Here is a 23,718-nt window from a genome sequence, read left to right on the forward strand (position 1 = left end):
GGGCTAGCCGGCCGCGAGGCTGGTCCAGGGTTGCTCGCTCCCATCAAAGATCACCAGTGCCGCTACACGGATCCTTCTCATCCTCCACTCCCGCCGGCCGCTGACCCGGATTGGAACACAACTCATGTACGACGGGGGCGACTACGAACTCGTCTGGCCACGGCACCTGTTCGTCCACGAAGCGAGCAACCTGCTCAACCACCGCAGGATCCACCGTGACTGGGATGACCGCTGCCTACTACTTCTCGATCACGCGTTCGCGGGCCCTACTCCCCAGGACGACTTCCGTCAGGCAGCCGCACAGTCCCCGCCTCCACGTGGCCTGAGCAACGGGCAGGCATTCCTCCGCGACCTGATGTCCAGCTCCGAACAGCTCCGCGAGACCACAACACCGCAGTACCGCCCGTACTGGTCCGAACGCCGGGCGGGTACCTCCCCTGACCGTGCCGGTCTGCGTGCCACAGCCCGCCAGTTCATCGATATCGTCAGCCATCTCAACAACCACGGATACTTCGAGCAGGCGTTCGGTAAGGACTGCGTCGACGACCCCAGCGAGATCGACCCCTCGGCCGTCATCGAGCGCGCCATCGGCGCCGCAGACCTGTGGCCGCTGACGCCGGACCGACTCGCACAGAACATCGACGTGTTCTGCGACGTGGTCGAAGTGCTCCACGATCTGGTAGCGCGCCCCCGATCTCGCGGACTACACGACTACGACGGATGCGGCTGGCACTACCGCGATTTCTCTCCCGCCACAGGCCGCGTCGTCTACCGGTGGCGCGTCAATGGTCTGCTCGAACGAAGCGACCTCGGCCTCCACCTCGCGGACGAAGGCGAAGACGTCGGTCGCCTGGTCACCAGCACCGATCCCGCCCGATCGGACCTCCTGAGCCGCATGGCCCAGCGAGAAAGCCCGGCCGCTGACCGGCTCCGCCACGCCATCAGCCTGTACCGGGCACGGCACGCCGACGAACACACCAAGAGATCCGCGGTCGTCGTCCTCAGTGGCGTTCTCGAAGAACGCCGACAGCTGATCAAAGATGAGCTGCTCAGCAAGGACGAAGGTGACCTCTTCACGATCGCGAACAAGTTCGCGATCCGGCACCAGAACGAACAACAGAAAACCGACTATAGCGCCGAGTTCCTCGACTGGATCTTCTGGTGGTACCTCGCGACGATCGAGCTCACCGACCATCTCCTCGCACGCTAAACAGCGATCATCGCTAGCGCCAACGGCTGTACGTTTCTCATCAGTCTCGACCCCCTCATTGGTCGATGCGGAGCTCCCCGCCGTCGGTTCAGCCATGGTTGTGCGTCGGCCGGTGGCGGTTACGGAGGTCGGTGACGAGGCGGATGACGGCGCCGACGAGGCTGAACAGCCCGCCGAGCATGGGCGCGAGGTCGATCAGTTCGGTGTCGTGCATGGTCGTGGTTCTCCTGTCGGTACGGGCGGCTGGGCCGCTGGGGTGACAGGAGACAGTGCACCGGATCATGGACATGTCCGGCTACAGTGCCGGACAGACCCGGACAGACCGTCGCGCCACCTGCGGTGGCGCGACGAGGTGCAGGTGTCCGGGCGGCCGGGCGACGGCGGATCCGGACAGCCGTCCCGCCGCCAGCGGCCGGCGGATCATCGGGCTGGGTGTACGGGGGCGCACGTGGAACGCGACAGGTCGCTGGACGCGGTGGTGGTTCCAGATCCGTCCGGCGTGAACTCTCCTGAAGGTCTCGCCGCCGCGTTGGGCGCGCTGCGCCGCCGCGCCGGCCTGTCGGTCCGCGACATGGAGATGACCGCGAGGAAGCGTGGCTTGAGCCTGCCTCGGACCACGGCGAGCGACGCGGAGAACTCCGCCAGGCCACGGCCGTCGAAGCCGACCGTCAGCGCGTTCCTCGACGTGTGTGATGTGCCGGCGGCAGAGCGGGTGCAGTGGTTGGCCGCGTGGGAACGCGCCGGCAGCAAGGTGAAGGACCCACCTGCGGGGTGGGTACGCGTGGAGGACGCCGACCCGTACCGGCTGGGCGTGCACCAGCCGATCCAGGTGGACGGGGCAAAGGACGACGATCTGCCGACCTATGTGGCCCGGGACGTCGACGAGGCGGTCGGCGGTGTGCGCTCCAGGCTCGCGGCGGCGGCCGAGCATGGCGGGCTCGTGTTGTTGGTCGGAGACTCCTCGGTTGGTAAGACCCGCACGGCCTACGAGGCCGTCCGGGCCGAGCTGCCGGGCTGGTGGCTGGTCCACCCCGCCGACGCGGTCGAGGTCGCCGCGCTGGTCGCGCGCCGCCCCCGCCGGCTGGTCGTCTGGCTCGATGAGATCCAGAACTACCTCGACGCCGACCCGGGCCTGACCGCTGGGGTGCTGCGCGACCTGTTGGACGGGGCGGGTCCGGTGGTGGTGGTTGCCACGATCTGGCCGTACTGGCACAGCCTCTACACCTCGCTGCCCAGCCGGGACGGCAACGAGGACCTCTACCGGGAGCAACGGATGCTGCTGCGCCTGGCCAGAGAGGTACACGTCCCGGGCGCGTTCAGCGACGGTGAGCAAGGCCGAGCCGAGCTGGCCGCGCAGGCCGATCCCAAACTGCGGACCGCGCTGGCGATGACCGGCTACGGGCTGACCCAGACCCTGGCCGCCGCTCCGCAGCTGGTCGCCCGCTGGGAACGGGCCCGAGGCGCTGGCGGGCCGAGCCGTGGGCCCTACCGGTGGGCAGTGCTGACCGCCGCGCTGGATGCCGCCCGCCTGGGCGCCCGCGGACCCCTGCCGACCCGGCTGCTGGAGGCGGCAGCGCCTGGCTACCTCGACGACCATGAACGGGCGCGTGCGCCCGCCGACTGGTTCGACGACGCCCGCGCCTATGCCATTGACAACACCACGATGCACGGCGCCGCCGCCGCCCTGGAGCCAACCGGCCCCGGCGGCATGGGCCAGGTCACCGGCTACACCCCCGCCGACTACCTCGTCCAGTACGCCACCCGTACCCGTCGCCGCGAGCGGCCACCCGCCAGCCTCTGGATCGCGCTGCGCGACCATCTCACCGATCCCGCGGACGTCCACCGCGTCGCTGATGCCGCGTTCGACCGCTACCAGTACGGCGCCGCGGTCCCGCTCCTGCATAAGGCTGCAGATGCTGGCTACCGGTCCTCGGCCGGTCGGCTCGCCGGGCTGCTGCTCGAGGTCGGGGATGTCGACGGCCTGCGTGACCGAGCCGCGGCCGGCGACGGCGAGGCGGCCCGCGTGCTCTCCCAGCAGCGGACCAGAGCCGGGGACCTTGAGGACGCGGCCGATGTCCTGCGGCCGGCTGCCGACGCAGGCGACTGGCGTGCCGCCGCCCGGCTCATCGACCTGATGCTGGAGGTCGATGACCTCGACGGGCTGGCCGCGCGTGCCGAAAAGGGAGACAAGGAAGCAGCAGTCGCTCTTGCCCTGCGTTTAGCCGAAGCCGGGGACGTCGACCAGCTGCGAGCACGCGCCGACACCGGCGATCCGGCGGCCGCCGGGACACTGGCCGAAATACTCGCCAAGGCCGGCGACGTCGATGAACTGCGCGCCCGGGCGGGCGCGGGAGACATCTGGGCCGCTGACTGGCTCGCCGAACTGCTTGTCAACGCCGGCGACCGTGCCGGGGCGATCGCCGTTCTGCGTGCCGCCGCCCGCGACGGCGTCGAGGAGGTCAAGGATGTCGACCAGTTGGCCTGGCTCCGGGCCTGCCTTGCCGAGGTGCTCCTCGAGACCGGGGATCACGACGGTGCGATCGCCGTGATGCGCGCCGCCGACATGAGCGACCCCGACGCCGTTGACGACCTGGTCGACGTGCTGGTCTCCGTCGGTGACCGGGACGGGGCGATGACCATCCTGCGTCCGGTCGCCGACGCGGGTGGCCGGCACGCGGCCACCCATATCGCCGAGCTGCTGGTCGAAGGGGGCCACGTCGACGAACTACGGGACCGTGCCCTCGGTGGCGACCAGGAGGTCGTCTTCAGACTGGTGGACGTTCTGCTCGCCGCGGGAGATCGCGCCAGCGCCATCACCATCCTGGCGGCCGGCGCCGACGCTGGCGACTGGGAGGCCGCCGACTGGCTCGCCGCGCTCCTGCTCGAGGACGGCGATCGTGACGGTGCGATCACCGTCCTGCGCGATCACCTCGACGCCGACGACGGTGGTAACTGGATCATCCGCCAACTCGTCAGGCTCCTTCACGAGGCTGAGGATCACGAAGGCCTGATGGATGTCCTGCGCGCCCGCACGTCCACCGGCGACACCTGGGCGACACAGCAGCTCGTTGAGCTCCTGGTCGAAGCTGGAGACGATGAGGGCGCACGTGCTGTCCTTCGCGCCCGCGCGAATGCCGGTGACGCGCGCAGCGCCTTCCGGCTCGTGACCATGTTGACTGCGGCCGGAGACCGCGCCGGTGCGATCGCCGTCCTGCGCGCCCATGCCGACGCTGGCAACGGAGTAGCCGCATTTGAACTCGCCGCCCAGCTGAGTCGGGACGGAGAACTCGACGAACTAAGTGCCCGTGCGACCGCCGACGACACCTGGGCCGGCGCCCGGCTGCACGCGGTACTGAGCGCCGATGATGATCAGCGGCTGCACCGCTATGGCCTCACGATGGAGGGGGAGGTCGCCGACGGCCCTACCTGGTGACCCCATCAGACCCACAGGAGGTCTTCCGTGCCCCCCCGTACCTCCGCTGCGCCGATCACTTGGCGCAGGCGGTGGGATTCCCGTCCGACCCTGCCGGGTGACCGTCCGGCCGGACACTAGTAGGACTTCGTTAGGTGACTCCGGATAGGTGTTGTGTGACGTTGGGTGTGTGGGTGAAGGGTCGCTGGCAGGTGGGGCAGGCGCCGGTCCAGACGGCGAGCAGGGCCTGGAGGGTGCGGAGGACTCCGTAGAGGGTCAGGCCGGCGCAGGGACTTTTGGGGTTCGTCTCAGCTGGGTGCAGAGGGCTTGGGCGATGCTGACGAGGGTCACGTGGTGGTGCCAGCCGGTCCAGGTCCGGCCTTCGAAGTGGTCGAGGCCGAGGCCGTCTTTGAGTTCGCGGTAGTCGTGTTCGATCCGCCAGCGGATCTTCGCGAGACGGACGAGGTCGCGGATCGGGATCTCGGTGGGCAGGGTGGACAGCCAGTAGTCGGTGGGCTCGGGCTGGCCGGGGGGCCATTCGGCCAGCAGCCAGCAGTCCGGCAGGCTCCGGTCGGACTTGCGGGTGATGTTCCGGCCCGCGGGGCGGACCCGGAGTGCGAGGAAGCGGGAGCGCATCCCTGCGGTCGGGTTGTCCGGGGTCTTGTGGGTGCCGTGACGCCAGGTCACGTACCGGCCCGCGCGGCGGCCGGCGGCCATGACCAGGGATTTCAGATCCCGGGGTGGGTCGGGGTAGGCGGGCACGGGCAGACGGCCGTTCCCGGAGTACGGGGCGGTGACCGGCGTGGCGTCGGCGGGGTAGGCGGTCGCGGTCGGCTTCACCGCCAGCACGTAGGGGATGTTCCGGTCGGTCAGGCCCTGGCGGAACTCGGCGGCGTCACCGTAGCCGGCGTCCGCGACCACCGGCCGGACGGGCATACCCCAGCCGGCCAGCTCGTCGATCATGTCCAGGGCCAGCCGCCACTTCTCCCGGTGCCGCGCCTCGTCCGGGACCCCCGCGTGTGCCCGCCGGGCCCGCGCGGCGGCGCTCTCCTGCGGGTCGGACAGGGCGGTGTCGTCCCAGGAGGCCGGGAGGAACAGCCGCCAGTCCACCGCGGCCGACGCCCAGTCGGTCACCGCGTGCACCGACACCCCGATCTGACAGTTCCCGACCTTCCCCAGGGTGCCGGAGTACATCCGGGCCACCCCGGGCGAGGCCGGCCCGTCCTTGGGGAAACCGGTGTCGTCCACCACCAGCGCCACCGGGTCGAGGAACCCGGTCGCCCAGCCCGTCAGCCGCCGCCGCACCTGGCGGTAGTCCCAGGTCGAGCTGGTCACGAACTGTTGTAGCTGCTGATGGTCCACGCCGAGGCGGGCGGCCATCGGGACCATGCTCTTGCGCTTGCCGTCGGTCAGCAGCCCCCGCACATACAGCTCACCCTTGCCCCGCTGATCCCGCCGCGGCAGATCCGCGAACATCTCACCCGCGAACCGTTCGATCACCGGCCGCACCCGGTCCATCTCACTCAGTTCCATACCAACCACCGCCACACACGAAGACGACAGTCAGTACAACCACGGACAGACCTAATTAAGTCCTACTAGTCACCCCGCCGTGCCCCCTGCGATGGCGACGCTGTCCGTCCGGGTCTGTCCGGCACTGTAGCCGGACATGTCCATGATCCAATGTGCTGTCTCCTGTCACCCCAATCACCACACCGACAGGAGAACCAAGCCATGGACCACGACACCAACCTGACTGACCTCGCGCCCGCGCTCGGCGGATTCCTCAGCCTCGTCGCCGCGCTCGTCCGGCTCGTGACAAGCCTCCGCGAGCGCCGCCAGCCGACGCCAAACGCCGACTGACTGGATGTTTATGCAACTCTGGTGACGATACATCGCCTTTGAGGACGGCGGCTTCTGCGCGCTTCATGCCGTAGAAGCACGTTCACGCACCCCGCGGCTGCGCTCCGGCCGCCCGTTCAGCGCGGGTATGCGGCCCGGCGCTTGTCTGGTCCGACGAGGGGACGAAAACTCCCTCCCCGGCCGCACGGAGCCACATCCGACCAGGTCGGTTTAGGGACCGGCAGAAAAGGGAGAAGCGTCTGTCATGAGCCCGCGTAAGACCTACCCCAGCGATCTGTCCGACGCCCGCTGGGAGCTGATCGCCCCCACCCTGCGCACCTGGCAGAAGGCCCGGCTCGACCGCCGGCCCACCGGACAACCCGCCCAGGTCGACCTCCGCGAGGTATTCAACGCAATCCTCTACCTCAACCGGACCGGCATTCCCTGGAGATACCTGCCCCACGACTTCCCGTCGCACAACACCGTCTACTTCTACTACGCCGCCTGGCGCGACGAGGGCATTCTCGCCCGGCTCGGCTACACCCTGACCAGCCTGGCCCGCGCCGCCGAGGGCCGCGAGCCGGAGCCGACCGCGTGCATCCTCGACACCCAGACCGTCAAGACCTCCACCGACGTTCCCCTTGCCAGCCAGGGCACCGACGCCGGCAAGAAGATCGTCGGCCGGAAGCGGGGCGTGGTCACCGACACCCTCGGCCTGCTGCTCGCCGTGACCGTCACCGCCGCCCACCTGTCCGACAACGCTCTCGGCATACGCCTGCTCGACCAGGCCAAAAACACCTGGCAGTCCCTGTCGAAAACCTGGGTCGACAAGGGCTTCAAGAACACCGTGGTCGAGCACGGTGCCGCCCTCGGTATCGATGTCGAGGTCGTTCCCAGAAAAACCGGGACCCGCGGCTTCCACGTCGCCAAACGACGTTGGGTCGTCGAACGCAGCCTGGGCTGGCTCATGCTGCACCGCCGCCTGGTCCGTGACTACGAGACCCTCCCCACCAGCTCCGAAGCGATGATCCATATCGTTATGATCGACAACACGGCCAAGCGCATAACGGGCGAGACCACGCCCACCTGGCGAGACCCCCCGCTAGAACATAAGCCGTAATCAAGACAAGTCAAACATCCAGTGAAACCCCAGCCCCACACCCGCGCCCAAGGCTCCGGGCGGTGAACCCACTGTTCGGAACTCTCGCGCGCCAAGCACTCGACCCGTAGCTGCTACGCAGCGTGGCGAAAGGCGGTGCGGATCTTGCGAATACATGACAGTTGAATACGCGACTCTGCCAGTCACCCCGTCATCGCAACCCTGGAGGATCTCCCCGACGGCCAGCGCGCCAGGCTGGAGGCCGCGGGCGGTATCACCAGCATCTACGAATCGGCGATCACGGACGTGCGCGTCACGCTGGAGACGCTGCTCCCCGACGTCTTCCACCGCAGTGTTCCGGACCCGGACGCGGTCGGGAAGACGGCCAAGCAGACCGGGAGCGTCTTCCAGCGCCTCGATGACGCCGTCGTTCTCTACCGGGACCACCTCCACCGTGACCTGCCTGCCGCTCTCGGGAACAGCTGGACGACCCTGACCGAAGGCATGGCCGTCCGACACGTCCTGACCCACAACGCCGGCCTCGTCGACGCCCGCTATCTCTCGCGCGTCCCGCACGCCACCCAGACCATGGGCCAGCGGGTCCATGTCGGTCTCTGCCGGGTTCTCGACTTCCTCGACGCGGCCACCGCCCTCGGCACTCTGCTCGCGCCGACGGACCCATGACCACCACCGTTCATCCAGTCGGACAGCGCGCGGCGGATCGAGGCCGCGGGCGGTCAGCCGCCGCCAGTGATGAGCGCGGGAATGGAGATCACGGCGACCTGGACGGTGGAGACGGTCGTGAGCCCGTCGAACACCCCAGTTTGGCCACCACCGGCCCAGGTGACGTTCCAGGTGACCGTCGCGGTCAGGGTGAACACGCCGCCGGGCTGATCCTCGGAGACCGTCTGGTAGGTGTGCCCGCAGTCCGGCGACGGCGCCTTCGGGTCACCGCCATCCGGGTAGGGGGTGCCGGGCCCGGTGCAGTGGACCTGGGCGCCGTCGCCCATCACCCAGTCAACCCCCGTCGGGGTCGCCGTGGCGGTGACCGACACACCGCCGGCGGCGGCCGTAGCGGAGACCGGCCGCCAGCCGGCCGGGTCCAGCCACATCCAGGTCGGCAAGCGGATCAACTGCCGGCCGATCGGGCTCAACGCGATCGCCGGGCCTTGCAGCCGCAGCTGGCTGCGGGCCTGCTCCGCCAGCCCACCCACATCCGGCCCGCCTGCCACCGGCCCGCCCTGGCCGTCGGGTATCCATACCGGCGGCCGGTACAGAGCGTCCCGCACCCCATCGGTCTGACACTGATAGACGTACCAGGCACCCGGCCGACCGTCCGGGCCCGTCGCGACCGGCCGCGCGAGGAACGGGCCGGGCCGGTCGACCGCTGTCACCACCCGCAGACCGCCGTCGGGGGCCGGGCGGAACCGCACCGGCTGGATCGCCTCTGTGGTGGGCTGGAAGTCGCTGCGGACGTAGGAGCAGCGCGCGACATCCGCCGGGTCGAGCGCCACGTCGCCCGGCGGACGGGCCGACCCACCACGACCCGAGCCGCCACTCCCGCCGCCCTGCGGTGGCGGCGCCTGCCCGCCAGGAGGTGCCGGTGCGAGGCCGTGACCACCCGCGGCCAGGTCGCAGCCCGGGATCGGATTCTGCGCACAGTCCGTGGTCGCGTAGCTGTCAGCGAAAGCCGGAGCCCCCGCAGCAAGCAATCCCAGTAGGCATGTGCCGGTGAGGACGAGGCGTGTCAGCTGCATGAGCCCACCGGCTCGACAGCGAACCGGGTCACCTTCCACGACCCGTCCTGATGCAGCCGCACCTCGGACGTCACCGCACGCCGCCCACCCGGCTCGTCGGTGAACGGCGCCCCGTCCGCACGGTGCCGCAGCCAGTTCGTGCTGTCGGAACAGTCGAACACCATCACCGTCGTCGGCGCGTCGGCCGGCTCCACGGAGGTGATCTCCGGATGCAGCACGGGGGCGCCACGTGACACCAGCCCGTTGTAATGATCGGCATACAGGCCGCCGGAGACCGCCTGCAACGCGTCCCCCGACGCGTACCGCGCCAGCTCGGGCGACTGCCAGTCCGAGGTATGACTCGCCTCGGCCATCGCCTCCCACAGACCGACATATGCGGCCACCGCCCGCTGCCCGGCAGCATCAGCCGGCGACGTCGGCGTCGGCGACACTGTCATCCGCGGCGCCGGGGAGCGGCTCGTCGACGGTGCCGGCCCAGGAGCCGGTTCGGCGCTGTCATTCGAGCTGCAGGAGACCACGAGCACGCCCGCGGCCAGCAACCCGACGGCCACACCGCGCACCGGCCAGCGGCGACCGCGAGAATCCGAACGAGGAGCCACCACGCCCACCTCGCAAGCATCCGGCGCCGGTCCGTCACACCGATACGACGGACCGTCCCCTTCAGCCTGCCTTGCCGGACACGCACCGGCCCGTTCCAACTTCCAAGTCGGAACGACACGCCAGCGCAATTTGACACATTCAGACCATAAAATGGCTAGTCATTTCGAACCACCATCTAACCCAGAAGAACCACAAGATCGCTGGCATGAATCGAACGCTGGGCATCTGCACGTTCCCGCTGGCACACCGCGAACGCAGCCCCTGCCCTGGCCGACCACGTAGCAGCCCTGGCATCGGATGCCGTGGCCGTCCAGGCACAGGTTCCGCCCATCGCGCAGACCGACGATCATCGGCGCGTACCGGTCGGATCGCCACCCCAGGACCATCACCTTCTCGACCAGCTCCTCGGGCTCCGCGTGCACGGCAGCGCGCTCTCCTGATCCGACTCGATAAGCCGCGTGCGCTGCCCTCACCTTTAAGACTGGCGGCCGAAGGTCCCGACCGTCCGCGTCAGGATGAGCGGCCGACCTGAGAGGCGCCGTCGGGTGCGCGTTCGGCCCGTACTTGCGGTTCCCGGGCCCTGGGAACGCGCTGCCATGCCCGCCGCAGTGCGAACGGCGTCGTCGCCCCCACGACCGGGAACCTGATCGCTCCTGAGTGCCGGTAAACGGGAGCTCCCCTGGATCGCGAGGGTGACAGCCGGCGCGCGGGCCGCGATGGGGCCCAACGATTCGTGGCTCACGAACATTTCGGCGTCGATCTCCGGTCTTTCGCCGAACGTGGAGGGCTCGCGGACGCTGTTTTCGCGGTCAAGCGCCACCCGGAGCGCGAAGCCAAAGATTCTGGCTGGTGGGAAGGGTTCACGGGCCGGGACGGAGCATCGTTACAGCGCGCCCTCGGGGCGTTGCCCTGCTTCCTCCTTCGAAGGGGTTGATGACCATGACGAGTGGTTCCGCGAGTGCGGTTCTGGAGCGGACCGAGGCGACACCGCTCGGCCTGCTGGACGAGTTTCGGCTGGATGTGCAGGTGACGGTCGAGGCGGCGCCCGGATACACGATCCGGGCGTGCGACACGAGCGACACCTGTGGTTCGACCTGCGCCTCGGCGTGCGCCAGCGACTGACCCGGTGACGGCTGCGGCGCCGGCTCGCCGGTCGCGCCCGCTTGGCGAGTCGGCGACCGCAGCGTGAGACGGAGGTGTGATGGTCGACGTGGAGGTGCCGCTGTACCGCCATGCTGGCGGTGCGATGCTGCGGGCGGCGGTCCTTCCGCTGTCCCAGCAGCCGGAGGACTGGCCGACGTTGTCCGATCCGGACTCGTGCCGGTCGTGGCTACGCGCCGTATGGGCGCTGCCCGGGTTTGCCGATGCGATCCGCTACGCGAGCGGATCATTCGCCGCTCAGGTCGAAGCTGTTCTCGACGACCAGGCTGCGGGCGGCAAGCAGGTTCGACGGGTGACGTTGGCAGTCGTCCGCTACCTGCTGCGTTCCCTGGGACGGCCGACTCCGTTCGGCTGGTTCGCCGGTGTCGCCGGGGTCCGTATCGGCGATGACGTGCGTGCGCGCTGGGGATCGGCCCACCGGCTGGTCTTGCGGGCGGACACGCTGTGGTTGGACGACGTTGTCGAGCGGCTGGAGATGCTGCCCGACCTGCTCGCCCATCTGGACGTCATGGCCTGCGACCTGTTGGTCGAACGCGGCGATCGGATCGAGATGCCTCGCGGCCCGGGGCGGGTGACGGTCCGTAACACGGCGGTGATGCGTCTCGTCCGTAACCTGGCGGCCAAGCCGATCCCGTTCCACCTCCTGCTCGACCAGGTCGCCCTCGCGTTTCCTGCCGCCCCTGCCACGGCTGTCCGCCGAGTGCTCGGTGACCTGATCACTCAAGGCATCCTGATCACGGGTCTTCGTGCGCCTATGACGGTGGCTGACCCGCTGACGCATGTGATCGCGGTGGTCGAGGGTGCCATGATCGGCGATGGCGAGGCTGTGGCGGCCGTGCTGGGTGATCTCCGCGCCGCGCAGCAGGTGATCCGGACGCACAACGACGACCACGTCGAGCCGGGCACGCAGGCACGGCTTCGGGAGGAGGCATCGGAACGGATGCGTCGCCTGTCGCCGGCCGGCCGGACATCGCTGGCCGGTGACCTGCACCTCGACTGCGACATCGCTGTTCCCACCGACCTCGCCGACGAGATGGCCCACACGGTGGGTGCCTTGCTGCGGCTCACGTGCCAGCCACGTCCGGACCAGGGGTGGAACGACTGGTGCCGCGAGTTCTGGGACCGCTACGGCACGGGAGCACTCGTCCCCGTCCTAGACGCGGTGCATCCCGATACGGGCATCGGCTGGCCGGCTGGCTTCCCGGGCAGCATGCTCGCCGAACCCGAGGACACGGTCAGCCACCGCGACCAAGAGCTGCTGCGCCTCGCCTGGGACACGGTTACCGCCGGACATCACGAACTCGTGCTCACCGACACGCTCATCGCCACGATCACAGCGGACAAGCCGGTGGACCCACGGTGGATTCCGCCGCACGTCGAGCTGGGAGCCCGTGTCCACGCCACCAGCGTCCAGGCACTGGCGGCGGGGGACTACACGTTCGGCGTCCATCCTGCGTGGGCGTTCGGCACGCTCACCTGCCGGTTCGGCGCCGCCGTGGGCCGTGCCGGCCTGGACACCGTCTTCGCCGCCGCGCCTTCGGCTGTCGAGGGCGCGCTGCCAGTCCAGATGTCGTTCCCGCCACTGTTTCCGCACTCGGAGAACGTCTCCCGGGTGCCCCGCTGGCTGCCCCAGGTGCTGCCGGTCGGTGAGCACCGGGCGGACGAGTCGACCGTGATCCGCCTGGATGATCTCGGGATCGTCGCGGTGGCCGACGGGCTTCACCTGGTCAGCATCTCGCGGCGCCAGGTCCTGGAACCGCAGGTCTTCCACGCGCTCGCGCTGCGCAAGCAGGCGCCGCCGCTGGCACGGTTCCTCGCCACGCTGACCCGGGGCTTTCTCGCCCGTTTCACCGAGTTCGACTGGGGACCGCTGGCCACCGGCCTGCCGCACACGCCTCGGGTGCGTTACCGGCGCGCGATCCTGTCACCCGCGACGTGGCGGATCAACACCGCGGACCACACCGCACTACGCGCCGACGGCCACTCCTGGGAGGAGGCATTCGCCCGGTGGCGGCAGCGAGGGGCCTGCCCGGACATCGTGGAGCTCCATGATGACCACCGGTCGCTGCGCCTGGATCTCACCGTGGACGCGCACCTGGCGATCCTGCGCGAGCACCTGGACAAGCACGGCCGCGCGACTCTGACCGAGACCGACTCGGTCGAGGACACGGGATGGATGGGCGGCCACATCCACGAGATCGTCCTGCCGTTCGTCCGCGCGGTACCGGCGGCGCCGAACCTCGTCACCGGCGCCCTGCCGCTCGTGACCAGCGCGAACGCCGCACACCGACCGGCCTCACCGCACGGCTCCTGGCTCTACACGCAGGTCTTCACCCATCCCGAACGTCTCGACGACATCCTCCGCACGCACCTGCCCCGGCTGCTTGACCTGCTCGACGGAGACCGGTCGTTTTGGTTCGCCCGTTACCGCAGCGTCCGTGAGACCGACCATCTGCGGCTGCGGATCCGCACGGCCGGCCAGGAGGAGTACGCCGCGGTGGCCTGTGCGGTCGGCCAGTGGGGGCAGCAGCTCTGCGACGCGGGCGCGGCGTCCCGGCTGACCCTGGCGACCTACCATCCCGAGATCGGCCGTTACGGCAGCGGGGCCGCGATGGACGCCGCCGAAGCGGTGTTCGCGGCCGACTCGCACGCGGTCGCGACCGCACTCCAACTCCCGACGCCACTCGCCGTCCATCCGATGGCGCTCGTCGCCATCGGCATGGTGGACATCGCCGACGGTTTCCACTCCGACCCCGTCCACGCGAACACCTGGCTGCTGGAGCACCTCGCCGCCAAAGCCACGCCCGGCGCGGATCGGACCGTCACCGAGCAGGTCACCCGCTGGGCAGCCCGAAGGACCCTGCCGGGCGATACATCCCTGCCCGCCGCCCTCGTGCAGACGTGGCAGGCTCGCCGGGAAGCGTTGATCCGCTATCGGCTCGCGCTCCCCGGGAACGCCGACGCCGACCAGGTTCTGTCCGCGCTCCTGCACATGCATCACAACCGCGCCAGACTCATCGATCGTGCTGACGAGGCCACCTGCCGGCGCCTGGCCCGGCAGATCGCCCTCACCCGACGCGCACACACCACGGCGGACAGCCCGTGACCACACTGTCCCGCCTCCCGACGGTCCCAGACCTCGGCGACGCCGAATCGGCGCGCTGGGCTCAGTCCCTCGGCGACGGAGCACCAGGGATCGCACTGGCGCATATCGCTCGGGCCCGTGCCGGCCTCGACGGCTGGGAACCCGTGCACCGTCTCGCGGCGGCGATGACACGTAGTCCGCTCAACGCCCATCCGGACACCGCCAGCCTGTACCAGGGCGCACCGGCCGTCGCCTACGCCCTGCATATCGCCGGCCACCGGGCCTACGACGCCGCGCTCGCCACCCTCGACGAGGCCATCGCCACCGTCATCCGGCGCCGTCTGGAGGCCGCCCACCGCCGCATCGATCACGAACAGCTGCCGCACGCCGGCGAGTACGACCTGATCAACGGGCTCACCGGCCTCGGCGCACTCCTCCTACACCACGACCGCGAAAGCGCTCTTCTCCGGGACGTACTCGCGTACCTGGTGCGGCTGACCCGACCCATCCGTGTCGATGGCCGCGACCTGCCCGGCTGGTGGGCAACGGGCAGCCCCGACCGCCGCGCCTCCGCCCGATGGAACGCCGGCCATGCCGGCTTCGGCATGGCCCACGGCATCGCCGGGCCGCTGGCGCTCCTGGCCATCACCATGCGGCGGGGGATCGCCGTGGCGGGACACGTCGACGCGCTCCACAACATCATCGCGTGGCTCGACCAGTGGCGCAGAGGGCAGAGGCGGACTGGCTGGTGGCCCGAGGCGATCGACCACGACGAGCTGCGTACCGGCAGCGCAGCCTCCCCGGGGCCACCTCGGCCGTCCTGGTGCTACGGCAGTCCCGGCATCGCCCGAGCCGAACACCTCGCGGCCCTTGCCCTCGGCGACCAACAACGAGCCTTCGATGCGGTCGAGACCCTCATCGGATGCCTCAGCGACGACCACCAGCTCGCGCAGCTCACCGACGCGGGACTCTGCCACGGCTGGGCCGGCCTCCTCCTGACCGCTCATCGGGCCGCCGCCGACACCAGCACCGGCGAACTCTCCGCCGCCCTGCACGCCGCCGAAACACACAGGCACCGGTACCTCCGCGGCAACAGCGACCCCACCGCCGCGGGTTTCTTAGACGGCGCGGCTGGCATCGCACTCGCCCATGCCGCCCTGAAGATCACATCCGGCTCGGCGCTGCCAGACTGGGACCGCTGCCTGTTGATCAACTAGCAGTCGGTTACCCGGCCGAGGCCGCTGTCACCACCACGCCCTCTGCCGCTGTGAAGGAGACTGATGGACACCACCGCAGCCACATCACCAGGCACGCTGCGCGACCGCATGGTCGACCGCATCCTCACCAGCCAGAATCTGCCCCCGTGGGTCGAAACGGCGCTGCGTTCCGTCAAACGCCACCGCTACGTCCCCGAAGCGCCGCTGGCCGACGCCTACGACGAGAAGGCGGTCATCACCCACACCTTCCCCGACGGCACCCACCTCAGCTGCGCCTCCGGCCCCACCATCGTGGCCGCCATGCTCACCGCCCTCGATGTCCGGCCCGATCAGCACATCCTGGAGATCGGCGCCGGCACCGGCTACAACGCGGCCCTCCTCGCCACCCTCGTGGGCACCGGCGGCCAGGTCACCACTATCGACATCAACGCCGACGTCACCGCCGCAGCACGGCGCAACCTTGACGACACCGGCTTTCCCTACGTTCGCGTTCTCACCCGCGACGGCGCTGACGGCGCTGCCGAGGACGGCCCCTTCGATCGGATCATCGTCACGGTCGGCGCCTGGGACATCCCACAGGCCTGGTGGGACCAGCTCGTCCCCGATGGCCGCCTCGTCCTCCCGCTGCGCTGGCGCGGCACTACCCGCGCTGTCGCACTCACCAGGCAGGAAGACCACTGGAAGTCCGACTGGGTCTTCCTGTGCGGCTTTGTGCCGATGCTCGGCCAGCCCGGCGAGCGGAGGAGCGTCATCCACCCCGACGGCCTCGCCGCCCTGCACCACGATCTCGACCAACCCATCGACACCGACGCCCTGCGCGGTGTCCTCGACCGGGAGAAGTCCGTCGTCTGGTCTGACGTGACCGTGCACGGTCAGGAACCCTTCGACCGCGTCTGGCTGCACCTCAGCGCCGTGGAAGACGGCACGGTCCGCATCGAGGCCGACCAGCAGGCCGTCGCCGAGGGCCTGTGCACACCCGCGATCGCCTCACGCAGCCCAGCCCTGGTCAAAGACGGTTCACTGGCCTACTTCACCATCCGGCGCGCCGACACCCCAGGGCGCTGGCAGCTCGGCGCCATCGGCCACGGGCCCCTCGGTCGCCGTCTTGCCTCACGGATCGTCGACCAGATCGACGCCTGGGACCACGACCGCACTGCCGACCCCGAAATCCTCGCCTTCCCGGCCGGCACGCCGATCCCGAACCAGACGCAAGGCAAGATCATAACCAAGCCGGAGAACCGCCTGGTACTGCGCTACTAGTGGTACGCAACTACTCCGGTTCGGGGCGCCTGTCGCCCGCGCTCCTGCGCGACATCCCGGCAGGTTGATCAGTATCGGCCGGCGTCAGGACGGACAAGTGGCAAAGGGCTCGCCAAGGGCGGCGAGCTGGCGCCCTGACCGCTACGGCCCCGATAGTGAGGGACCGGTTACTGTGGGCGGGTTCCGATCGGGAAGTGATCGGTGGCGGTAGCTGCCGGATCAGTGGGCATCCTTGACCTGGAAGGGGTGGCAACGTCGCCATGAACAAGCCCAGCCAAAGGGTTGAGCAGGACGAGTTGCGGACTCGGATGCGCGCGACCGGCATGAGCCACCACGAGATCGCGATCGAGTTCGCCCGCCGCTACCGGCTACGCCCCCGCGCTGCCTACCGTGTCGCCCACGGCTGGACACAGCAGCAGGCCGCCGACCGCATCAACGCCCACGCCGTCCGTGCCGGCCTCGACCCGGACGGCACCGCCCCGATGACCGCGCCGCGGCTATCGGAGGTGGAGAACTGGCCTCGCCCTGCCCGGCGACGTCCCACCCCGCAGATCCTCGCCCTGCTTGCCGAGGTGTACGGATGCGATCTCCACGCCCTCGTCGACGTGGACGATCGCGAACACCTCCCTCCGGCAGACGTGTTCCTGATCAACGGCATGCGCCGGCTGCCGGACGGCGTGGCTGCGTCATCGACGGCCTCTCCGATCACACTCGCGGGGAAACGATGGGGAACGACCACCGAACGACCGGTTGACGTCGCCTTCGGCGCCGCCAGAGCTGGGCAAGCACCGGCCCCCAACTCGGTCGGTCTCGCAGACAAAGACAACGTGATCATTTTTCCGCAACTCGCCCCGGATGGGAGGATCGTCCTCATGCCACTCGATCGCCGGGGTTTCCTGAGCGGCCTGGGCCTCACCGCCGCCAGCAGCGCAGCCCTCAGCCCGCTCGCCACGATGCCACCAGGATCGTCCTCCATCGACCCACGTGTCGTCGATCACTTCGCACGCCTGCGGGCCGTGCTCGCGGAGAACGACAACCTCTTCGGGCCGCGCCAGGTCATCACCACAGCGCAGGAACAGGCCGGCCTCATCGCCGCCCATCTCCGCCACGGCACGAGTTCGCGTCCACAACGGCAGACCCTGCTCCACATCCAAACGCAGTTCGCTGATCTCCTCGGCTGGCTCCATCAAGACAGCGGCGATAACGCCACCGCTGGATACTGGCTCGACCGAGCGCTGGAATGGTCACACCGAGCGAGCGACCCCAACGCCACCGTGTTCATCCTTGCCCGCAAAAGCCAACTCGCCGCAGACCGTGGCGACCCAGCTGAAGCCGTCGACGTCGCCGACGCAGCCCTGACCAGCGCGGAGCCAACCGGTCGTCTCGCCGCCATCGCCGCGACCTACAGCGCGCATGGCCACGCACTACGCGGCGAGAAAACCACCTGCCTGACGCTCTACGACCGCGCCCACGACATCCTCGACCAGGCCGGACCCGACACCGACCCCTGGGGCGAGTTCTTCAGCCCTGCCTACATCGAAGTCCAGCGGGCACACAGCCTCGCCGCACTCGGTGACTACCCTGCTGCAGCCACCGGGTTCCGGACCGCGATCGACGGTCTCCCCTCGGCTTTCCACCGCGACCGCGGTGTCTACCTCGCCCGCGAAGCCCTCGCACACGCAGGAGCACGCGAACCAGAGCAAGCCGCGACACTCGGTCTCAACGCACTCACGGTCGGCGCCAGCACGCACTCCGGATGCATCATGACCAGTCTGCGGTCCCTGCGTGACGCCGTCGCCGGATGGCAAACTGTCTCCCAGGTACGCGAGTTCCGCCAGGCGATGGACCAGGTCCCCACGGCCATCACCGTCTGACTACCATCCCGCCACCGGCTATCCGGTCCGCCACCACCAGGGACCGGCCCAGGGAAGGACGAGCCGCTCCATGCCCCAGCTCGACGACCACCATTGGATGACCCGGGCCATCGAACTCGCCCACCGCTGCCCGCCCGCCACCGGCGCCTACTCGGTCGGCGCTGTCATCGTTGACGAAAACAACGAGGAGATTGCCTTCGGCTTCTCCCGCGAGGTCGACGACGCGGTGCACGCCGAGGAATCCGCACTCGCGAAGATCGACCCCGCCGACCCTCGGCTCGCCACCGCGACGATCTACAGCACCCTCGAACCCTGCTCGCAGCGCAAATCCCGGCCACGCACCTGCACCCAGCTCATCCTGGAAGCGAAGATCCCCCGGGTGGTCATCGCCTGGCGCGAACCCAGCCTCTTCGTCGCCGACTGCCAAGGCTACGAACTCCTCACCCAAGCCGGCGTCACCGTCGCGGAACTGCCTGAGCTCGCCGAGCAGGCCCGTGCCATGAACGCCCACCTGTCAGTCTGACCCAACTTCAGTATCTGGTCGCCGGTGAGCGTCCGGTATCAATACGGCCGCGTTCGCGTCGAAGGCGGCCTCGTTGGCGCAGACCAATGGCAGGGCGGAGTTCCTGTCATCGACCAGTCATATCTGTGCCGACAGACGTAGGGCCATGCGCCGCCAACGTTTCGGGCTGTTTCCCCGAGAGCTACGGGCGCGGCCGAAACAGTCCCACGCGGCCCACAGCGCGAGTTGCCGTTTGTCGAGCGCGGGGTAGGCGGTGATCGCCTGCTGGAGGCGGGCGAGTAGTCCACTGGGGTCTCCGCAACCGCGGACGCACCATGCTGCGGCGTCGTACTCGGCGGGACCGAGGAACCCGATCGGGTCAAGTGCAACCCAGCCGCAGTCGACATTAAGCAGGGTGTTCACGGGATGCCAGTCACCGTGGAGTTGGACGGGACGGGAGAATGAGAGCTCACGGGCGATTGTCTCGGGGTGAAGAGGAAACGTCTCGGGTTCGCGGTCGTGGTCGTGCGTGTAGACGTACAACTCGTCGGCGAGATAGCCGCGCAGCCACTCTTCGTCCTGGTGGATCGGTGACGCTTGGTGCATTCTCGCGAGCAGTTTCATGGCATCAGGAAGGCGGGCGCGTGCGTCAGCGACGGTCGGGCGTTGTCCGGTTTCCCACGTCATGATCACCCAATGGGTGGGCTCGGTCCCGCTGTCGATGACCGTCGGGCAGGGAACACCTAGGTCGGCGTAGGCGCGCAGGGATCTGACTAACATGTCTAGCGGCCAGTCCTGGGTCTTCAGGACTGCGCGTTCACCCTCGTCGTCTTCGACGAGAAGAGTTTGACCTTCGCTTGATCCGCTGAGGTCCCGGACGAACCACAATCCGAGATGCTCCAGGACGGATGGCGGCAGCGACCGATCAGCGATGTCCGCGACTGTCGACGACAGTGGCCGTACACCGCTTTCCATCAAACCATCAGGTTCCACGTCGCAAGGGTAGTACTCGCCTCCAAGCCGATCCCGAGCGCTGCGCTCGGTTGCGGCGTTCCGGCCGGGCTGGCTCGGGCGCTCCGTGTCTCTTCGGGTCCGGGCGGTCGGGTCCGCGATTGACGGCTTGCGGGTGGGTCTGTGTTCGGCTTGACGGGTGTCGGGATACGGCCGGTCTGCCGACCGACCCCGGGGGTCTCGACCCGGCCCCCCGGGGTCGGCGTGTCGAAGACGGAGGGTGGTGCTGATCCGGTTCGTGCTCCCCCGGACGGTCGAGGCGGTGCGCGGGTCGTCTTGGGATAGGGCCTCGACCGGCATGTGGCAGGCCGGCGGACCCTGGTTCCTCGTAGGTGATAGGCCACCGGAAGGCGCCCGACGGCAGAGCGTGGCGTGCGGTCTTCCGCTGGCGGAGGGAGTCGGCCCGCGTGTGGGTCACGGCGGAGGACAAAGCGGGGGCCACTGAATCGGACTGGGCCGCGATCGTCGAACACGCGCACCGGTACTGCTGGAAGGCGGACGCGTCCCGGTCCCGCAAGCGCGGATCTGATGGCTACCGCCGGGCCGGAACCGTGACCGTCACCGGGCACATCTTGATGGCCCTTGACACCTGGGACTCTTATCCCAAAGAGCCCAGGCGTGAACAGGAACGGGTCGAATTTACCCTGCGCAAACGGCTGCACGGTCGGCGGATCAAGCCCACAGTCTTAGCTGCGAACTAACGGTCTCCTTATGCTTGTAGCGCAGCTATGTGAGGATGTCGAAGGGAAGGTCCGGCGTGTCGGCGGCGAGAGCGAGAGCTGATAGGGCTTCTGCCACTGCTGTAACGAGGTCGTAGGTTGGTGTGGAGCCGGGAAATAGGTCGTCAGCTCCATGACCGGCCGCGACAGATTGGAGTAGGGGTTTGCCATGCCCTGGACTGAGTGCGACAGCATCGGTGATTGCAGGAGCCAGCGTCTCGTGTTTAGCGGCCGTCGCCGCACTGGCCCACCAGGACTGGAACTCGTTGCGGAGCGCGGGTTCGGCTCGGGGATCGTCGCTCGCGAGTTCGGGGAAACTTGTTGCGACGTCGGCGGCGACCAGCGGGTCGATGAGGCAGGCCTCGGCGAGCACGTGCCTCCTGATGGAGCCGTCAATCCCTCGGTCGCCGACGATGACGCAGGCAAGTTCGGACGGCATGCTAAAGAGCTCATCGGCGATATCCCTGGCAGCACCAGATCCGGCTGATGCGGCCGCCCGGCAGACGACGACCAGAAGTACTCGGGGAGCCTGATTGCTGGCCTCTGCGGGCTGCGCCCAAAGCTCTTCGAGTACCTGGAATATGCCGTCCATGGCGTCGGGCTTCCCGTCGTCGAACGTCTGCACAGCGGCGGCGAGCCTCGCGGCTGCCCTTCCCTGGTCGGAATCCTCTGGCGAGTGGGCGACGGCACGGAGGTTCTCGGCGCTTAGCGCGTGCATGACGTGAAAGAGGAGGTGAATAAGCGGGTCGGCTCCACCGGCGTGTGAGCCCATCGAGCTGACCAGCTCTCTCACGGCGTCAGACTCGATCAGATCGGGGTGCAAGAGCGAGACGCGGATTAGCAGGTGGGCGCGGGCGGCGTAGTACACGGCCTCTGACGTGTCTTCGTCAGACTGTTCCACACGCTCCTCGTCCCGCTCGGCCAATGCGTCGGCAATCGGGTCGACGTCCTCGGGGTCGAGATGGGAGAGCCAAAGCCAGGGTGTGCGCACGGTCGGTGGAAAGTCCTGGGTCATTGTGGCCAGAGCCCTGAGGCTGGCCCACAGCACAGTACGGAGCCGCTCGTCGTTGCGAGCGTCGCTGGCGTCCCGTTCAAGATCGGGGTCGACGCGAGTCCAGTCGAGTTCGAGTTCCTCCGCGAAGTGGTGGAGCAGCACGTAGCCCCGCATATGGTCATCGTCGTCGTATTCAGTAGTTGGGGACTCCCGATCGGCTCGGACCGTCGCGAGGAGGGCCTCGGCGACGGCCGCGTCACCTTCTCCCCGCCCGGTTAACGGCCGGGACGCCCCATACGCCGCCTCGTAGCGGGCAGCCGCGACAAGAAGTGCGCCCAACGCGCCCGGTATCTTGCCGCGCCACGGGGACTCGGTCACGGTCGCTGCAACCACGTCGGCCGCATCGATGGTTTCTGGGCGGCCTTCGGTCGGGTTGTTGATGCCGCGGATCGCGCCGGCGATCAGGAACTGCGCACACAGCTCCTGAAGATCCGAAGGTAGGTACTGCGCGAGTGGAAAGCGCGGCCGAAAAACGGCCGCATCGCGCTCAGGAGGAACAAAACGGCGGCCGTCCGGCACCTCCTCGACGCGCAGCGAACGAGTTGTCCAACCCATCAACACTGGCGCCGCGTCGGTCAGATGCTTACCCAGACCTACCCCGACCGCGGTCGCCACATGGAGATCACCCGTGTCCACGATCAGGCCGACGTAGGCACCTCGCGGGTAGCCAAGGATCTGTACGTCGAGCAACTCCGGAGGAGAGACAGCGTTCTCGACGTCATCGTCTTCATCACTGGCGACCCGACGGACGAGGACCTCCCAACCGTCTTCAAGGAGGTTCCCGATGAGTTCGGGCACCGAGTCGTCCGCGGACTTGGCGCGCTCATCCGGATCGGCCGACTCCAGGTTGACCCACACCATGTACGGCATAGCTCGTCCCCCCAAACGAGTCCTGTTCAGAGCACGGGACGCTGTCCCTGCGCCACGCGGCAAATCGTACTCTCGTGAACACCTTCCGCGATCTGGGCTTGTAGCCTGCCTGCCCGGCGCCGGGTCCACAGCCTCGCCAGCCGGCTCGTCGAGGACGGGTCTGACACCGACTTGACGGCACCATCCAACATGCCGGCAGCGGCTGGGTCCACAGCAAACGATCTGCCGCCAGTGGAGTCGACACGTGGTGTATGGATCGTGATCGTCTAGCGACTTGCTGGAGTGACGGTCCGTGGCGTAAAGCGACCATCGCGTGATCCGGGTCGGTGATGCTGGTTCCCGCCGGCTGCGCCGGGAGGCCGTTCCGGGCGGCGGGCTCGGTCGCTCCGTGTCTCTTCTCGGGTCTGGGCGGGCGGGTCGGGTCTGTGGTCGGCCTGGCCGGTGCTTGGAGGCTTCGTTCGTCTTGGCCCGTCCCGCCGGTAGCGCTGGTTCCCGCCGGTTCCGCCGGTCGCGCGCTGGGCCCGCCGGCTGGCCGGAAGTCCGACCACGGCGACGCCGTCGTGCTGGCGAACATCCTGCGCACCGACCGGAACGTGCACCGGACGCTGCCGGCTGACAGCGAACAGGTCCAAGCGGTTGCGGTGCTGGCCCGCGCCCAGCAGGACGCGGTGTGGCGGTGCGTCCGGGCAGTCAACGAGCTGCGGTCGCTGCTGCGCGAGTACTATCCGGCGTTCCTGGAGGCGTTCGCGGCCCGCCCGGCCGGGCTCGCCGACGGCTAGGCCCGCGCCGTGCTGAGGATCGCCCCGCCACCGGCGAGCAAGGTGTCGAAGACCCCGATCGCCGCAGCGTCGAGGCGTGGCGGGCGGATCCGCAGCGTCGACGCCGCCACCGACGAGGTCTTGGCGCTGCTGCGCGGCGAGTAGCTGCGCCAGCCGCCGCTGGTGAAACAGGCGATGGCCGCCCAGGCGCTCGCGCTGCTCGACACCATCCTGGATGCCGCCTGCGACGGGCTGGACCGGCTCACCACGGCGCTGACGGAGGCCTT

At 68.9% G+C, this 23,718-nt stretch carries 19 protein-coding genes; 12 read left to right on the top strand and 7 right to left on the bottom strand.

Annotated elements, in window-relative coordinates:
• Nucleotides 1-124: 124 nt before the first annotated feature.
• Complete coding sequence (locus tag FRANEAN1_RS13595) at nt 125-1,210, top strand: hypothetical protein (RefSeq protein WP_020460372.1); 1,086 nt, start codon at nt 125-127, stop codon at nt 1,208-1,210.
• Between the two features lie 88 nt (nt 1,211-1,298).
• Here the strand turns inward: FRANEAN1_RS13595 and FRANEAN1_RS43325 are convergent, their stop codons facing one another.
• The gene (locus FRANEAN1_RS43325; protein WP_278184630.1) at nt 1,299-1,424 is read right to left on the bottom strand and encodes a hypothetical protein; all 126 of its coding nucleotides are present in this window, start codon (nt 1,422-1,424) and stop codon (nt 1,299-1,301) included.
• Nucleotides 1,425-1,658: 234 nt separating this feature from the next.
• On the opposite strand from FRANEAN1_RS43325, the gene FRANEAN1_RS13600 reads away from it, so the two are divergent.
• Complete coding sequence (locus FRANEAN1_RS13600) at nt 1,659-4,643, top strand: helix-turn-helix domain-containing protein (protein ID WP_041254139.1); 2,985 nt, start codon at nt 1,659-1,661, stop codon at nt 4,641-4,643.
• 255 nt (nt 4,644-4,898) lie between these two features.
• On the opposite strand, the gene FRANEAN1_RS13605 is transcribed toward FRANEAN1_RS13600, so the two are convergent.
• Nucleotides 4,899-6,155, bottom strand: a complete 1,257-nt coding sequence (locus FRANEAN1_RS13605; protein WP_020460374.1) for an IS701 family transposase — start codon at nt 6,153-6,155, stop codon at nt 4,899-4,901.
• A gap of 201 nt (nt 6,156-6,356) precedes the next feature.
• Here FRANEAN1_RS13605 and FRANEAN1_RS43330 point away from each other — a divergent pair, with 201 nt between their 5' ends.
• The 3 genes from FRANEAN1_RS43330 to FRANEAN1_RS13615 all read left to right on the top strand — a co-directional run bounded on the left by FRANEAN1_RS43330 (nt 6,357) and on the right by FRANEAN1_RS13615 (nt 8,247).
• Nucleotides 6,357-6,485: a hypothetical protein gene (locus FRANEAN1_RS43330; RefSeq protein WP_347177126.1), complete on the top strand. Its 129-nt coding sequence runs from the start codon at nt 6,357-6,359 to the stop codon at nt 6,483-6,485.
• 244 nt (nt 6,486-6,729) lie between these two features.
• Nucleotides 6,730-7,584 (top strand): IS5 family transposase, encoded by an 855-nt coding sequence (locus tag FRANEAN1_RS13610; protein ID WP_020460375.1) that lies wholly within the window; start codon nt 6,730-6,732, stop codon nt 7,582-7,584.
• A gap of 285 nt (nt 7,585-7,869) precedes the next feature.
• Complete coding sequence (locus FRANEAN1_RS13615) at nt 7,870-8,247, top strand: hypothetical protein (RefSeq protein ID WP_020460376.1); 378 nt, start codon at nt 7,870-7,872, stop codon at nt 8,245-8,247.
• 53 nt (nt 8,248-8,300) lie between these two features.
• Here FRANEAN1_RS13615 and FRANEAN1_RS13620 read toward each other — a convergent pair whose 3' ends face one another.
• On the bottom strand, nt 8,301-9,320 hold the full coding sequence (locus FRANEAN1_RS13620; RefSeq protein WP_020460377.1) for a hypothetical protein: 1,020 nt from the start codon (nt 9,318-9,320) through the stop codon (nt 8,301-8,303).
• Nucleotides 9,311-9,871, bottom strand: coding sequence for a hypothetical protein (locus FRANEAN1_RS13625; RefSeq protein ID WP_157473259.1), 561 nt, complete (start codon nt 9,869-9,871; stop codon nt 9,311-9,313). The genes FRANEAN1_RS13620 and FRANEAN1_RS13625 overlap by 10 nt, the downstream gene beginning before the upstream one ends.
• Nucleotides 9,872-10,853: 982 nt before the next feature.
• Between FRANEAN1_RS13625 and FRANEAN1_RS13630 the strand changes: the two genes are divergently transcribed.
• From FRANEAN1_RS13630 to FRANEAN1_RS13655, 6 genes are all read left to right on the top strand, one after another.
• On the top strand, nt 10,854-11,042 hold the full coding sequence (locus FRANEAN1_RS13630) for an FxLD family lanthipeptide (protein WP_083788218.1): 189 nt from the start codon (nt 10,854-10,856) through the stop codon (nt 11,040-11,042).
• A gap of 79 nt (nt 11,043-11,121) precedes the next feature.
• Nucleotides 11,122-14,187 carry a lantibiotic dehydratase gene (locus tag FRANEAN1_RS13635; protein ID WP_020460379.1) on the top strand — a complete coding sequence of 1,022 codons (3,066 nt, stop codon included), beginning with the start codon at nt 11,122-11,124 and terminating at the stop codon, nt 14,185-14,187.
• Nucleotides 14,184-15,383: a lanthionine synthetase C family protein gene (locus tag FRANEAN1_RS13640; RefSeq protein ID WP_020460380.1), complete on the top strand. Its 1,200-nt coding sequence runs from the start codon at nt 14,184-14,186 to the stop codon at nt 15,381-15,383. The genes FRANEAN1_RS13635 and FRANEAN1_RS13640 overlap by 4 nt, the downstream gene beginning before the upstream one ends.
• Nucleotides 15,384-15,446: 63 nt before the next feature.
• Nucleotides 15,447-16,643, top strand: a complete 1,197-nt coding sequence (gene fxlM / locus FRANEAN1_RS13645) for a methyltransferase, FxLD system (RefSeq protein WP_020460381.1) — start codon at nt 15,447-15,449, stop codon at nt 16,641-16,643.
• Nucleotides 16,644-16,903: 260 nt separating this feature from the next.
• Nucleotides 16,904-18,517 (top strand): helix-turn-helix domain-containing protein, encoded by a 1,614-nt coding sequence (locus FRANEAN1_RS13650; RefSeq protein ID WP_020460382.1) that lies wholly within the window; start codon nt 16,904-16,906, stop codon nt 18,515-18,517.
• 70 nt (nt 18,518-18,587) lie between these two features.
• Complete coding sequence (locus tag FRANEAN1_RS13655) at nt 18,588-19,040, top strand: deaminase (RefSeq protein ID WP_020460383.1); 453 nt, start codon at nt 18,588-18,590, stop codon at nt 19,038-19,040.
• Nucleotides 19,041-19,157: 117 nt separating this feature from the next.
• On the opposite strand, the gene FRANEAN1_RS13660 is transcribed toward FRANEAN1_RS13655, so the two are convergent.
• Together FRANEAN1_RS13660 and FRANEAN1_RS13670 are read right to left on the bottom strand one after the other, a co-directional pair.
• On the bottom strand, nt 19,158-19,994 hold the full coding sequence (locus FRANEAN1_RS13660) for an aminoglycoside phosphotransferase family protein (protein ID WP_041254143.1): 837 nt from the start codon (nt 19,992-19,994) through the stop codon (nt 19,158-19,160).
• Between the two features lie 762 nt (nt 19,995-20,756).
• The gene (locus tag FRANEAN1_RS13670; protein WP_020460386.1) at nt 20,757-22,673 is read right to left on the bottom strand and encodes a hypothetical protein; all 1,917 of its coding nucleotides are present in this window, start codon (nt 22,671-22,673) and stop codon (nt 20,757-20,759) included.
• A gap of 329 nt (nt 22,674-23,002) precedes the next feature.
• Here FRANEAN1_RS13670 and FRANEAN1_RS43335 point away from each other — a divergent pair, with 329 nt between their 5' ends.
• Complete coding sequence (locus FRANEAN1_RS43335) at nt 23,003-23,452, top strand: transposase (protein WP_020460387.1); 450 nt, start codon at nt 23,003-23,005, stop codon at nt 23,450-23,452.
• Here FRANEAN1_RS43335 and FRANEAN1_RS37045 read toward each other — a convergent pair.
• Entirely contained in the window at nt 23,449-23,661 is a 213-nt protein-coding gene (locus FRANEAN1_RS37045) for a hypothetical protein (protein WP_157472630.1), read from the bottom strand. The two genes, FRANEAN1_RS43335 and FRANEAN1_RS37045, sit on opposite strands and share 4 nt — an antisense overlap.
• Between the last annotated feature and the right edge of the window lie 57 nt (nt 23,662-23,718).

The sequence above is a fragment of the Parafrankia sp. EAN1pec genome, from assembly GCF_000018005.1.
In the GTDB taxonomy this organism is placed as follows: Bacteria; Actinomycetota; Actinomycetes; order Frankiales; family Frankiaceae; genus Parafrankia; species Parafrankia soli.